The organism is Photobacterium sp. 2_MG-2023 (genome assembly GCF_030547675.1).
Taxonomy (GTDB): Bacteria; Pseudomonadota; Gammaproteobacteria; order Enterobacterales; family Vibrionaceae; genus Photobacterium; species Photobacterium arenosum.
In genome coordinates, this window is record NZ_JAUOQQ010000012.1 from 135,191 (window position 1) to 148,634 (window position 13,444).

At 53.0% G+C, this 13,444-nt stretch carries 15 protein-coding genes; 5 read left to right on the forward strand and 10 right to left on the reverse strand.

Features of this window, described 5'->3' with window-relative positions; translation table 11 throughout:
- Positions 1 to 71: 71 nt before the first annotated feature.
- The 3 genes from mltC to mutY form a co-directional block, all read right to left on the reverse strand.
- On the reverse strand, positions 72 to 1,208 hold the full coding sequence (mltC, locus tag Q4491_RS11865; RefSeq protein ID WP_303457699.1) for a membrane-bound lytic murein transglycosylase MltC: 1,137 nt from the start codon (positions 1,206 to 1,208) through the stop codon (positions 72 to 74).
- 130 nt (positions 1,209 to 1,338) lie between these two features.
- A complete protein-coding gene (locus Q4491_RS11870) occupies positions 1,339 to 1,611 on the reverse strand; it encodes an oxidative damage protection protein (protein ID WP_027253620.1) in 273 nt (90 codons plus the stop codon).
- Between the two features lie 77 nt (positions 1,612 to 1,688).
- The gene (gene mutY / locus Q4491_RS11875) at positions 1,689 to 2,750 is read right to left on the reverse strand and encodes an A/G-specific adenine glycosylase (protein ID WP_303457702.1); all 1,062 of its coding nucleotides are present in this window, start codon (positions 2,748 to 2,750) and stop codon (positions 1,689 to 1,691) included.
- Between the two features lie 174 nt (positions 2,751 to 2,924).
- Here mutY and trmB point away from each other — a divergent pair, with 174 nt between their 5' ends.
- Together trmB and glsB are read left to right on the forward strand one after the other, a co-directional pair.
- A complete protein-coding gene (gene trmB / locus Q4491_RS11880; RefSeq protein WP_192015769.1) occupies positions 2,925 to 3,662 on the forward strand; it encodes a tRNA (guanosine(46)-N7)-methyltransferase TrmB in 738 nt (245 codons plus the stop codon).
- A gap of 116 nt (positions 3,663 to 3,778) precedes the next feature.
- Positions 3,779 to 4,699 carry a glutaminase B gene (gene glsB, locus Q4491_RS11885; RefSeq protein WP_192015768.1) on the forward strand — a complete coding sequence of 307 codons (921 nt, stop codon included), beginning with the start codon at positions 3,779 to 3,781 and terminating at the stop codon, positions 4,697 to 4,699.
- A 69-nt stretch (positions 4,700 to 4,768) separates the two neighbouring features.
- On the opposite strand, the gene hemW is transcribed toward glsB, so the two are convergent.
- The 7 genes from hemW to Q4491_RS11920 form a co-directional block, all read right to left on the reverse strand.
- Entirely contained in the window at positions 4,769 to 5,929 is a 1,161-nt protein-coding gene (gene hemW, locus Q4491_RS11890) for a radical SAM family heme chaperone HemW (protein WP_192015767.1), read from the reverse strand.
- Positions 5,929 to 6,522 carry an XTP/dITP diphosphatase gene (locus tag Q4491_RS11895; RefSeq protein WP_192015766.1) on the reverse strand — a complete coding sequence of 198 codons (594 nt, stop codon included), beginning with the start codon at positions 6,520 to 6,522 and terminating at the stop codon, positions 5,929 to 5,931. Before Q4491_RS11895 ends, hemW begins: the two co-directional genes overlap by 1 nt.
- 104 nt (positions 6,523 to 6,626) lie before the next feature.
- A complete protein-coding gene (locus Q4491_RS11900; RefSeq protein ID WP_192015765.1) occupies positions 6,627 to 7,055 on the reverse strand; it encodes a DUF4426 domain-containing protein in 429 nt (142 codons plus the stop codon).
- 124 nt (positions 7,056 to 7,179) lie between these two features.
- A complete protein-coding gene (gene yggU / locus Q4491_RS11905) occupies positions 7,180 to 7,434 on the reverse strand; it encodes a DUF167 family protein YggU (protein WP_218384392.1) in 255 nt (84 codons plus the stop codon).
- A 35-nt stretch (positions 7,435 to 7,469) separates the two neighbouring features.
- Positions 7,470 to 8,027: a YggT family protein gene (locus Q4491_RS11910; RefSeq protein ID WP_192015764.1), complete on the reverse strand. Its 558-nt coding sequence runs from the start codon at positions 8,025 to 8,027 to the stop codon at positions 7,470 to 7,472.
- A gap of 9 nt (positions 8,028 to 8,036) precedes the next feature.
- The gene (proC, locus tag Q4491_RS11915) at positions 8,037 to 8,855 is read right to left on the reverse strand and encodes a pyrroline-5-carboxylate reductase (RefSeq protein ID WP_303457708.1); all 819 of its coding nucleotides are present in this window, start codon (positions 8,853 to 8,855) and stop codon (positions 8,037 to 8,039) included.
- Positions 8,856 to 8,901: 46 nt separating this feature from the next.
- The gene (locus Q4491_RS11920) at positions 8,902 to 9,603 is read right to left on the reverse strand and encodes a YggS family pyridoxal phosphate-dependent enzyme (RefSeq protein WP_237794670.1); all 702 of its coding nucleotides are present in this window, start codon (positions 9,601 to 9,603) and stop codon (positions 8,902 to 8,904) included.
- A gap of 23 nt (positions 9,604 to 9,626) precedes the next feature.
- Between Q4491_RS11920 and Q4491_RS11925 the strand changes: the two genes are divergently transcribed.
- The 3 genes from Q4491_RS11925 to Q4491_RS11935 all read left to right on the forward strand — a co-directional run bounded on the left by Q4491_RS11925 (position 9,627) and on the right by Q4491_RS11935 (position 13,292).
- Positions 9,627 to 10,661 (forward strand): type IV pilus twitching motility protein PilT, encoded by a 1,035-nt coding sequence (locus Q4491_RS11925; RefSeq protein WP_192015761.1) that lies wholly within the window; start codon positions 9,627 to 9,629, stop codon positions 10,659 to 10,661.
- Positions 10,662 to 10,677: 16 nt separating this feature from the next.
- Positions 10,678 to 11,784 carry a PilT/PilU family type 4a pilus ATPase gene (locus Q4491_RS11930; protein WP_192015760.1) on the forward strand — a complete coding sequence of 369 codons (1,107 nt, stop codon included), beginning with the start codon at positions 10,678 to 10,680 and terminating at the stop codon, positions 11,782 to 11,784.
- Positions 11,785 to 11,975: 191 nt separating this feature from the next.
- The gene (locus Q4491_RS11935) at positions 11,976 to 13,292 is read left to right on the forward strand and encodes a YjiH family protein (RefSeq protein ID WP_303457713.1); all 1,317 of its coding nucleotides are present in this window, start codon (positions 11,976 to 11,978) and stop codon (positions 13,290 to 13,292) included.
- Positions 13,293 to 13,444: the final 152 nt, after the last annotated feature.

Consider the following 13,444-nt stretch of genomic DNA (forward strand, 5'->3'; position numbering starts at 1 on the left):
TCGCTTTTTGTTCGCTGAGGTTCAGGAGTCGGCGTTATTCCGGTCATTGAGCGGAAAGTTATTACTCTGTATCAGATTTTTCCGTTATGAAACTCTTTCTGGTAGCGAGTCACTTTCTCTAAATAACGACGAGCTTCTGCTTTGGGATGCTTGTTTGTTAATGCCCAATAAACCTGGTTCGGCTGCAGTTGGTTTAAATCCTGCATCGCCCGTTTACGGTTACGGTTGAACGCGCTCAACACGCCACCGGTTCCGCCATTATAGGCTGAGATCATGCTGTAGTGCAGCGACAGCGGGTTGCGGACCTCTTTCAGATAGCGGTTTTGCAACAGGTAAAAATAGGCGGTGCCGGTATCGATATTTTTCGCCGGATCAAACAGATATTGCGGGGAAGGCTGTCCGGCTTGCTTTTTTACCAGCTTAAAGACATCTGCCCCGGCGGTTTTTGGCACAACCTGCATCAGACCATAGGCATTAGCCGGGCTGACGGCATAAGGATTGAAGCTGCTTTCTGTTTTAATGATGGCGTAAATGAGATCTTCTTTAATGCCATAACGGCGAGAGGCATCGCGCACTATGTTGGCGTACTTGTAGCTTCGCTTACTGACGTGGTCAGCCACCATGGGAATATCGACGTAGTACGCCTGCTGAAAGCGAACCTGCTTCTTCTTGAGCTTGTTGTTGACTAAATATTCGGCATAACGTTTAGCCCGCCAGGACCATTCAATGGACTTTCCATCCTGATCCAGAACCTGACCGAGTAAGAACGGGCTGCCGCTCAGGGCGAAATCCTGAGCAGAATACAGATCAACCTCAGCGGGATCAGAGGGGGTGAGCAGTGTGGTTGCGATCGCATTGATCAGATGCTGCTTGGGATTGGTGGTCGCTACCGTTTCAATGGTCACTACCCCTTTATCGAAGTCGACATGGGCCCGGCTCTGGTAGCCATCGGTATATTTGACGTAGTGGCGCTTACTGGCAATCAGGACGTTGTCATCCCCCCAGCGCTGCTTCACCTGGCCGCTGAAACTGTGGATCAGACGGTCAAGGGCCGCGGTATCTTTGGTAAATTGTCCGGGTAATGGCGCCAGATTTTTCGCAAACCGGTTGGTCGGTGCGTAATTAACACCGTAGATATTTTCAACCACTTCACGGCTGCAACCACTCAGGCTTAGTGCCACTGTGGCAATAAGGAGTGTTTTTATCATGTTATTCATATAAAAAATGACATCATTTGCTTTTGGCAAATGATGTCATTTTATTGTTGTTCACGGTACGTTTTTCAGGCATTGGCGCCTGAGAACGTGACATTCGTGCACATGAAACTTGCGTTCAGTGTTACTCGCTCGGTGGCGTATAGCCGTCGATGACAACATCCTGACCTTCGAACAGGAATTTCACCATTTCTGCTTCCAGAAGCTTGCGGTGCTCCGGATCCATCATGTTGAGTTTCTTTTCGTTGATCAGCATGGTCTGTTTGCTTTGCCATTCAGCCCAGGCTTCTTTAGAGATGTTATCGAAAATACGTTTACCCAGTTCACCTGGATACAGTTGGAAATCCAGACCTTCAGCGTCTTTCTTCAGTCGGGCACAAAATACAGTACGGCTCATGGGATCCTCAGTTATCTTATTTGCCAGCTATCAAAACTGGTCACTGGTTTCTTACCACTAGTTTCTCGGTTATACCGTCACGATTCAAGCTCGTAACGCAGGCTTTCCAGAATTTGTACCACGGGGGCGGCTAATCCTACCTGTGGTGGATTGAGCAGGTTATACCATTGCCCGTGGTGACTTTCGTTGATCATGGATGGTAATTGAGTGAGCTGGTATCGCAGCGGCACTATGTCGAGGTGATAGTGACTGAAGGTATGGCGGAAAGCGTTGAGGTGCTCAGCCTTCAGTTCGTCAGATGCCGATGCGCCAAGGCGCTGGGTGAGCAGTGGCTGGATATTTTCGCTGTCGTGTTGCGGGAAGCACCATAATCCGCCCCAGATGCCGACAGGAGGCCGCTGTTCCAGCCAGACTTCACTGCCATGCTGAAAAATGGCAAACCAAGTCTGCTTTTCCGGCAGGGTTTTTCTGGGCTTCTTACCCGGAAAATCGGCTTGACGGCTTTGTGCTTTCGCCTGGCATATCTCGGTCACCGGGCAGAGTTCGCACTTGGGTTTGCTGCGGGTACATATCATGGCCCCCATATCCATCATGGCTTGGTTGTAGCGCTCTACGCCCTCAGCCGGGGTGTTCTTCTCGGCGATTGCCCATAAGGCGTTTTCCACCGGCTTTTTCCCCGGCCAGCCTTCTATGGCATAACAACGGGCCAGCGTCCGCTTAACGTTGCCGTCTAAAATCGGGTGATGCTGTTTGAGTGACAAAGAAAGCACGGCCCCTGCTGTGGAACGGCCCACGCCTGGCAAGGCCATTACCTGTTCAATATTTTCCGGGAATTTACCATTGTGTTCAGACACAATCTGCTTTGCGGCTTTGTGCAGGTTTCGGGCGCGGGCGTAATAACCCAGACCCGTCCACAGGTGCAGAACTTCGTCCTGATCAGCTTCAGCGAGATCATTGACGGTAGGGAAGCGCGCCATGAAACGTTCAAAGTAGGGAATGACAGTGGCGACTTGGGTCTGTTGCAGCATGATTTCAGACAACCAGACTTTATAGGGCGTTTTATCGTGCTGCCAGGGCAGGGTTTTGCGGCCATATTTGTCGTACCAGACCAGAATGGCGTCAGAAAAACTAGTGCTCACAGGGGATTGCTCACTTTATTATAGAGTTGGTGCAGGCAAGTTTGCGTCTGCGGTGCTGATTGCAACACAAAGCGCTGTCGGCTTCAATCTGTCAGGGCACTTGCACTCAGCCGTGAACTTTGGATAATGCCGGATCCATTAGTGCCAAACACTCCAAATTTTAGGTAAGGACCCATGAGCCAAGAATCCAGAACAAACGCTGACGTCACCCTGACTGAATACACAGAAGACGGTAAGCTGGTACGCAAGATCCGCAGCTTTGTGCGTCGTGAAGGTCGTTTAACCAAGGGCCAGCAACTGGCGCTGGAAAATAACTGGGCGAACATGGGGATCGATTTCGACAAGCAACCACTGAACTGGACTGAGGTTTATGGCCGAGAAGGCCATGTGGTGCTGGAAATTGGCTTTGGTATGGGGGCCTCTCTGGTTGAGATGGCAAAAAATGCGCCGGAGAAAAACTTCATCGGTATTGAAGTGCACAGCCCTGGCGTCGGCGCCTGTCTGATGGCCGCGGAAGCGGAAAGCCTGACGAATCTGCGTGTGATGTGTCATGACGCCGTTGAAGTGTTTGAGCATATGATCCCGGATGGCAGCCTGGATACAGTACAGTTGTTCTTCCCTGATCCGTGGCACAAAGCCCGTCACCATAAGCGCCGTATTGTGCAGCCTGCTTTTGTGGAAATGGTGCGTAAAAAGCTGAAAATCGGTGGTATTTTCCATATGGCAACAGACTGGGAAAATTACGCCGAACATATGGTGGATGTAATGAAAGCGGCGCCTGGCTATGAGAATACCGCGCAGGATGGCGATTATATCCCCCGACCTGAGGAGCGTCCGCTGACTAAGTTTGAGGCCCGCGGGCATCGACTGGGTCACGGTGTGTGGGATATGAAGTTCGCGCGAACAGAATAATGTGCTATGGTTCAAAGCCATTCAGGGGCAACATAGAGTAAGATGTTGACCTGAAAACATTATTAGCCTGAAAAGCCAGCCTCTGAGTTGGCTTTTTTGTCCTCTGGAGACAGTGAATGAAGCCAAATAAGCAGTTGCTGAATGACATTCTGGATGAAGTCAGACCCTTAATCGGCCAGGGCAAAGTCGCCGACTATATCCCTGCGCTGGCACAGGTTCCTGCCAACAGGCTTGGCATCGCAGTTTGCTATAACGACGGTGAAATTATTCAGGCCGGCGACAGCGAAGAAGGCTTCTCAATCCAGTCGATCTCCAAAGTGCTGAGCCTGACTCTGGCCATGACACTGTATGAGGCGGATGAAATCTGGTCCCGGGTCGGGAAAGAGCCGTCGGGACATGCGTTTAATTCGATGATCCAGCTGGAACTGGAGCAGGGGATTCCGCGTAATCCTTTCATTAATGCCGGTGCGCTGGTGGTGTCGGATCTGCTGCACAGCCGTCTGTCGGCGCCGCAGTACCGGATGCTGGAGCTGGTGCGCAGTCTGGCGTGTAACCCGGATGTTGCCTACGACAAAGACGTGGCCGCATCGGAAATGCAGCACAGTGATCGCAATGCGGCAATTGCCTATCTGATGCGGGCATTCGGTAATTTCAACAACGACGTTGTGCCTGTACTGGGCAATTATTTCGGCTACTGTGCGCTCAAAATGAGCTGTGTTGATCTGGCCCGGACCTTCAGCTATCTGGCTAACAAAGGCATGCCTCTGGGCACAGACACCCCGCTGATTTCGCCCACGCAAAGCAAACAAATCAATGCGCTGCTGGCAACCTGCGGTCTGTATGATGGTGCCGGTGAGTTTGCCTATCGTGTCGGCATGCCGGGTAAATCTGGAGTCGGAGGCGGTATTGTCGCTATTGTACCGGGGGAAATGTCAATTGCGGTCTGGTCGCCCGAGTTGGATGTATCGGGCAATTCAGTGGCTGGCACCGCCGCACTGGAGCTGCTGGCAGAGCGGATTGGCCGCTCTATTTTCTGACCTTACCCTATCTTCTGTGTCTGCAAGTGACAATCGCTGGCAGCAGGCTGCCAGCGAACAATAAGCCTGTTACTTGTCTTCCTCGACAAAAGCGGCCAGTAAATCATTCAAAAAGAGTTTTCCCTGTTCGGTGATTTGCCAGCTGTCGCCTTGATCCAGCAGGTATTGCTTGTCCAGCGCCCAGCTGATCGGCTGGCGAATACTGTCCAGCGACAGGCCGGTCCGCTCAACATAGTCCTGCTTCGGACAGGCTTCCAGCAACCGGAAGCGGTTCATGAAAAACTCAAACGGACGCTCTTCATCACTCACCTGGGTTTCCTGATCCAAATAGGCTTTCTGACGATTAAGGTAACCGCGCGGGTGTTTGACTTTCACGGTACGGGTGATGCGGCCGTCAGCAAAGCTCACCTTGCCGTGGGCACCGCAGCCAATGCCAAGGTAATCACCAAAACGCCAGTAATTGAGGTTGTGCTGGCACTGCATGCCGGGCTTGCTGTAACCGGAAATCTCATACTGCTGATAACCGGCCTCGGCCAGCAGTACATGGCCCTGTTCGAAAATATCCCACAGATCATCGTCATCCGGCAGGGTTGGTGGCTTGGAATAAAACAGTGTATTGGGCTCAATAGTCAGCTGATACCAGGACAGATGCGGCGGGTTCAAGGCGATTGCTTGCCTGAGGTCCGACATGGCATCTTCAACGGATTGATCCGGCAGGCCATGCATCAGATCCAGATTGAAGCTGTTCAGCCCGGCTTCTTCGGCCAGTGCGGCAGCGCGCACAGCTTCACCTTTGCCGTGAATCCGGCCTAAGCGTTTGAGTTTGTCATCCTGAAAACTCTGCACACCGATGGAAATCCGGTTGACGCCCACCTCGCGGTAGGCCTGAAACCGGCCGGCTTCCACTGTGCCGGGATTGGCTTCCATGGTGATTTCAATCTTGTCACTGAACGGGATTTTGGCTTCAATGCCTGCCAGTAGCCGTCCGATCTCCGGCGCGGAAATCAGGCTCGGGGTGCCGCCACCGATAAAAATGGAGTGCAGAGCCCGGCTGCCATCGGCCAGCTGATAGCGATCAAGATCGATAGCCAGATCCTCAAGCAGAGCGTCGATGTAATCCAGCTCGGGGATATCGTGCTTCAGTGCATGGGAGTTGAAATCGCAGTAGGGACATTTCTGGACACACCAGGGAATGTGTACATACAGGCTCAGTGGTGGCGGTACTAACATCAGGCGTCCTTCAGGGCAGCAAAGAGGTGTTGCAAGGCTTTGCCGCGGTGTGACAATTGCTTTTTACGTTCAGGGGACAGCTCGGCTGAGGCGCAGTCGGCTTCCGGTACCCAGAAAACAGGATCATAGCCAAAGCCATTATCGCCTCTGGCCTGGCGGAGAATACGTCCTTCCCATTTTCCGTGGCAAACCAGAGGTGTCGGGTCATCGGCATGGCGCATCATGACAAGTACACAGTGGAAGCGGGCTGTGCGCTCTGCCTCCGGCACTTCTTGCATGGCATCCAGCAACTTTTCCAGATTCGCCTGATCGCTGGCGCCTGCTCCGGCATAACGGGCAGAGTAAATACCGGGTGCGCCTTTGAGGGCATCCACTTCCAGACCGGAATCATCAGCAATCGCGGGCAGGCCGGTTTCTCTGGCGGCGTGACGCGCTTTGATAATGGCATTTTCTATAAATGTCGTGCCGGTTTCGGCGACATCAGAGACGTCAAGATCCGTCTGGGCGATGACCTCGAAACCGAAATCGGCAAGCAGGTTGGCCATTTCACCGACTTTACCCTGGTTGCCGGTCGCAAGTACTAATTTGCTCATGAAGACTCCTGGTCTGTAAGGCTGGGGGCGCTATGATACCCACAGCCAGAGCAAATGCCAAAGACAGAAAAGAAGAGTGTTGCCCTCTTTTTCTCTGGAGTGGCTTATTCCGCGAAATAGGTCTGTTCGAACTGAATATTACCGCTGGTGGACTGGCGGGAGACATCAATATTAAAACGGAAGCGTTCTTCATTGGCATGGCTCAGCTCGGCAATGTAGTAAATAGCATCGCCTTCGCGCACTTCACGGAAAGTGAGGTTTTTCTCATTGCCGACCAGATTGCGCGCCGTCCCTTTCACCTGTGCTGCCACCGCGGGTTTACCTTCGGTGCTGGTATCCAGCACTGTGACATTGATCAGGGCCGAATAACGACTGCGCTGAATGCGGTAGTTTTTAGCGATATCCGCCGTCAGGAAGGTAGACGGAAACGTTGAATAGTGAACTTCCAGCTCGCCGATGTTTTTAAGTTGTTCTGCCTGTGCTGGCAGGGCAAAACCTATGGTTGCAATAATAGCAATCAGTAACTGTTTCATGGTGTCGTCCTTCTGTCCTGTCGAAGTATGTCACACGGAGTAAGACCTTACATTCAAAAGGGATATACAGTAATTGTTTAAAGTATAGAGTGGTCCGCGGACGGCGTCTTTGCGGGTATCAGAATTACAGCAAGGCGCTGACGAGCGGGGGTATGACTTGTGGCGCTTGTATCCGGACGAGTTTATGCCGGCCCGTTTCTCCTTTTTCTATGATGATTTGTCCTTTGGCTACTCTGAATTGCTTGGCCAGAAACTTGACCAGGTGGCCGTTCGCTTTGCCGTCAACCGGCGGAGCCGTGATGGCGATTTTGATCTCGTTACCATGAAGGCCGACAAACTGATCCCGGCTGGCCTTGGGTTGTACATAAAAGCGGATCATCAGATCCGCTTTATCGATACAGACAGGTGTCAGGCTCACAGCTGGAACCAGATAGGGCCAATCAGATCGCCCATCAGGATATTGGCGAAGTGCAGGCCAACAAAAAGCACCAGCACGCTCAGATCCAGGCCGCCAATGGCCGGAATGATGCGGCGGATTGGCGCTGTCATCGGCTCGGTCAGCTGATGCATCACGTATTCGATCGGGCTGCGTCCCTGGCTGACCCAGCTCAGGATGGCGCGGATCAGCAGCACCCAGAACAGCAGGCCACCGGCCGCTTTAAGCAAGGATAATCCGGCTATCCAGAACAGATCCGGGCTGAATGCCATTCCGCCATTGGTCAGCACTAATTGCAGCGCGATAAACTTTCCTACCGTGAGCAGGTAGGCAAACAGCACTGTGGCCAGATCAAGCGAGCCGATTGAAGGGATAACACGACGCAGCGGGCCGAGGACAGGCTGGGTGACTTTCACCACAAACTGGGAGAAGGGATTATAGAAATCCGCTTTGGCCCATTGCAGCCACAGTCGCAGCAGCACCACCATGATATAGAGGTCAAAGAGGGTGCTGACTAAAAAAGCAATAGCATTCATATTGTTACCTTAAAATAATTTTTCCATTTCCTGTGCGCGGCTGACAGCGGCCTGCATGGCTTTGGCTACGATATCACTAAGTTGCGCTTCATTAAATGTGCGGATTGCCTCTGCTGTGGTTCCGCCTTTTGAAGTGACCTGTTCACGCAGGGTTGACAGCTCTGTGTCCGGGCTGGCGATCACCATGCCGGCTGCGCCCAGTGCGGCCTGCTGAACCAGTTCACGCGCGGTCTCTTTGTCAAAGCCCTGACGAATCGCTTCGTTCTGCATGGCTTCCATGAACAGAAAGAAATAAGCAGGGGCACTGCCGGCAGCGGCAATCACACCATTGATCCCTGACTCTTCTGATACCCAGCAGGTTTTGCCTACCGCCGCCATCAGGCTGTCAGAGAAATTACGATCCTGGTTGCTGACACTGGCATTGGCGTACATACCGCTCATCCCTTTACCAATCAGCGAAGGGGTATTGGGCATTACCCGCACCAGGCTGACTTTGGCTGCCAGCATGGCCTGCAGGCGCGCTACTGAGATCCCTGCCGCGATGGAGATCACCAGTTTGCCGTCAAAATCGATGGCTTGCAGCGGCTCACACACACTGGCCATTAACTGAGGTTTGACCGCCAGTACGATGACCTCGGCTTGCTGGGCGGCGCGCAGGTTATCGCTGTCGGTATGAATACCGTACTCACGAGCCAATGGTTCACGGCGTTCGGCACTGGGCGCAGTGGCGGTGATTTTATCTGCCGGATAACCGCTGGCAACCAGGCCGGCGATGATGGAGCGGGCCATGTTGCCAGCGCCGATAAAAGCGATTGAACGTTGTTCCATGAGAAATCCTTCTAAACGTAATGAGCGCCTGATGCTTCAAGCGAATTTAACTGTAATCCCTGGCGCCAAAGATAGCGGTCCCGATGCGCACCATAGTGCTGCCTGCGGCCACGGCTGCTTCCATGTCGCCGCTCATGCCCATCGACAGGGTATCCAATCTGGTGTGGGGCAGGCGTTGCTGCAAAGTGTCTCTGGCCTTTGCCAGTGCGGAAAAGGCGCAGAGCTGACTGGTATAATCGTCAGCTTTTTCCGGAATAGACATCAGCCCGCGCAGCTCTATATTGGGCAAGGCGGCCACTTCAGCCGCCAGCTCTGCCAGCTCATCAAAGTCGACCCCCGATTTGGACGCCTCGCCACTGGTGTTGACCTGAAGCAGTATTTTCAGCGGCGGCAGTGTTGCCGGGCGCTGTTCGCTGAGGCGGCGGGCGATTTTGAGCCTGTCGACCGAATGCACCCAGTCGAAATGTTCGGCTATCGGGCGCGTTTTGTTGGACTGGACAGGACCGATAAAATGCCAGATTAATTGTTGGTCAGACTGAGAAAAATACTGAATTTTCTCAACACCTTCCTGGACATAGTTTTCGCCAAAGGCCTGTTGTCCCGCGGCAATGGCTTCAGCAATAGCGCTGACCGGTTTGGTTTTACTGACCGCCAGCAGTTGCACTGAATCTGTATCGCGGCCGCATTTTTCGCAGGCCTGCCGGATCTCGCGGGTGACCTGTGTAATATTTTGTTTGATACTACTCATAATTGATTCTTTAGGGAAAATGTATGGATATCACCGAACTACTGGACTTTAGTGTAAAGCATAACGCCTCCGATCTGCACCTTTCCGCTGGGGTATCGCCAATGATTCGGGTAGACGGTGATGTCAGGCCGCTCAGCATCCCGCCTCTGAGCCATGAAGAGGCGAACCGGCTGATCACCGACATTATGAATGACGGTCAGCGGCGTGAATATGAAGAAAGGCTGGAAGTGGATTTTTCTTTTGTCTTGCCCGATGTCGGCCGGTTTCGTGTCAATGCGTTCCAGCAGTCCCGGGGTTGTGCCGCGGTGTTCCGTACCATTCCCCAGTCTGTGCCCTCGCTGGAAACCTTGCAGGTGCCTGAGGTGTTTTATCAGGTTGCCCAGAGCCAGCGTGGCCTGGTGCTGGTAACAGGGGCAACAGGTTCAGGCAAGTCGACCACCATTGCCGCTATGGTTGATCATATTAACACCCACACCCATCGCCATATTCTGACCATTGAGGATCCGGTGGAGTTTGTTCATCAAAGTAAACGCTGCCTGATCAATCAGCGCGAAGTGCACCGTGATACCCACAGCTTTCAGAATGCGCTGCGCTCAGCGTTGCGTGAAGATCCCGATGTGATCATGGTCGGTGAATTGCGCGATCAGGAAACCATACGTTTAGCGCTGACGGCGGCCGAAACCGGCCATCTGGTACTGGGAACTCTGCACACCAGCTCGGCGGCCAAGGCGATTGACAGGATTATTGATGTCTTCCCCGGTAACGATAAAGCCATGGTGCGTTCCATGCTGTCGGAATCACTGCGGGCGGTGATCGCACAGACTCTGCTGAAATGCCCTGGCGGTGGCAGGATGGCGGCCCATGAAATCATGCTGGCAACCCCGGCGATCCGAAACCTGATCCGGGAAGATAAAGTGGCCCAGATGTATTCGATGATCCAGACCGGGGCCGGTTTGGGGATGCAAACGATGGAGCAGGCTGTTAACCGCTTAATGGCCCAAGGGTTGATTGAACCAGAGGAAGCCGCCCGGGTGGTTGAGCGAAATCAGGGATTATGAGGCAGGAAAACTAGCCATGAATTTGGATTTTATTCTCAGCCAGATGACCGACAAGCAGGCGTCTGACGTGTATCTCACTGTGGCGGCGCCCTGCCAGCTGAAAGTGAACGGGCGGCTGTGTTCACTCGGTGAATCCTTGTCGGCAGAACAGCTGACTGCTTTGTGCCAGCAGGCAATGTCTGCAGAACAATGGCAGAGCTTTGCCGGACTGAAAGAGGCGAATTTTGCGCTGGTGCGCGGTGAGCGCCGTTTTCGTATCAGTGCCTTCTGGCAGCGTGAGCAGCCGGGCATGGTGATTCGCCGTATTGAAACCGTTATTCCCGACATGGATTCCCTCAGCCTGCCTGAACCCATGAAAGCCATGGCACTGGCGAAACGGGGTTTGATTCTGGTGGTCGGGGCGACCGGCTCAGGTAAGTCAACTTCCATGGCCGCGCTGACAGGGCACAGAAACCGCCATAGCAGCGGTCATATCCTGACGGTTGAAGACCCGATAGAATTTATTCATCAGCACCAGCAATGCATAGTGACTCAGCGTGAGGTTGGCTTAGATACCGCAAGCTATGAAGTGGCATTGAAAAATTCTTTGCGTCAGGCACCGGATATGATTCTGATTGGTGAAATACGCAATCAGGAAACCATGGAGCATGCGCTCAATTTTGCCGAAACCGGTCATCTGTGCATGGCGACCCTGCATGCCAATAATGCCAATCAGGCGCTGGAACGGATACTGCATTTAGTGCCGAAAGATCGCCGGGAGTCGTTTTTGTTTGATTTGTCGCTGAACCTGAAAGGGATACTGGCGCAACAGCTGATTCCCGATCCTTCCGGTGAGGGACGTCATGCGGTGTTTGAGTTACTGATCAACACGCCCAGAGTGTCGGATCTTATCCGGCGCGGAGAATTGCATGAACTGAAAGCCACCATGGGCAAAGGCCGTGAGCATGGCATGATCACTTTTGATCAGTCGTTGTATGCACTGTTCAGGCAAGGCAAAATCCGTGAGAACGATGCCCTCAGTTATGCCGATTCGGCTAATGACTTGCGCCTGATGATCAAAACCGGCCAGTCAGGCCAGAGCTCAGGTGGCGGGCTGGACGGGGTCACGATCCGGTTTGAGTGACAACAGTTACAGCCCGGGGAGCTTTTGCCCACCCATGATCCCAGAGCGGATCATGCTGTACGGTCTGGGATGTTGTTACTCTTGAGTTAAATCTTTGTGATCCCCTTAGTGGTTTCAAAATAACCACCTTGCGCTCTGTTTGCTCGCTCTCTATATGTATATACAAATAACGTGTAGAGGGAGTGAATAACATGGAACAATCTCAGTCTCGTGTCAGTGCATCGGATGCACTGGCACGTTTCCGCTTACTGTTTCTCAGTGCTGTCGGGATATTTTTCTTTTTCGTTCCAATTTCTGTGAATGGAAAATCGACGATCCCGCTGGATCATTTGGTTAGTCAAATCAAAGTCTGGCTGGGGAGCGGTGTTGCCTGGTATGCCTTTGCCATGATAGTGATAGGTGCGGTCTATCCTTTTGTCACCGGTCAATGGTCAAAGAGCCTGACAGATAAAGTTTTTTCTGTACTCAAAGTCATGGGCGCTGGCGCGGCACTGATGGCGGTAACAGGTGCAGGACCAGAGTTCCTGCACAGCAAAGACATGCTGTCGTTTCTGTTCGAGAAGCTGGTGATCTCGGTCGGGCTTATCGTTCCCGTAGGGGCTGTTTTCCTGTCGTTTCTGGTGAGCTATGGTTTGCTGGAACTGATTGGTATCCTGGTGCAGCCTGTGATGCGACCGATCTGGCGTACGCCGGGGCGCTCTGCGATTGATGCGGTTGCCTCATTCGTCGGCAGTTATTCTCTGGGGTTATTGATCACCAATAGAGTATACAAATCAGGGCAATATTCAGCGAAAGAGGCGGCGATCATCGCCACCGGCTTCTCGACCGTGTCGGCCACTTTTATGATCATAGTGGCGAAAACCCTGGATCTGATGTCGGTATGGAACCTGTATTTCTGGGGCACTCTGGTGATCACTTTCATTGTCACCGCGATTACTGTCCGTCTGCCGCCGTTACGTCAGATGGATGAATCCGTGGCGGATCCTGAACCTGATGCCGGCAGCGAAGGACGGTTGCAGACGGCTTATCAGACCGGCATGAGTGTGGCCCGTCAGGCGCCGGCTTTGGGCGGCAATATCTTATCTACCATTAAAGATGGCCTGGTGATGACCATCTCCATCCTGCCCTCCATCATGTCTGTGGGCCTGATTGGTTTGCTGGTGGCGAAATACACCCCTGTGTTTGAGTGGCTGGGTTATCTGTTCTACCCGTTTACCGCGGTGTGGGGCATTGATGGCGCGAAAGAACTGGCCCAGGCCTCGGCATCAGGTCTGGCGGAAATGTTCCTGCCTGCTCTGCTGCTGCGCGAGGCGGAGTTTGTGGTGCGTATGGCGGCGGGCGTGATTTGTGTGTCCAGCGTGCTGTTCTTTTCCGCCTCCATTCCCTGCATTCTGTCGACCTCCATTCCGCTCAGTGTCGGGCGGCTGGTGGTGATCTGGTTTATCCGTACCGCGCTGAGTTTGCTGCTGGCGATTCCGTTTGCGATGTTTGTGGCCGGGCACATGTAAGCTTGCCATCACTGTGGCCTGATAACTCTGAGTGACAAAAAAGCCCTGAAGCGTTTGCTTTCAGGGCTTTTTTTGGGTTCATCTCGGATCTCCGGGGAAGACTGATCGTATTTTCAGAAAGAAATAACCAGTATCTCGATAGCCATAAGCCA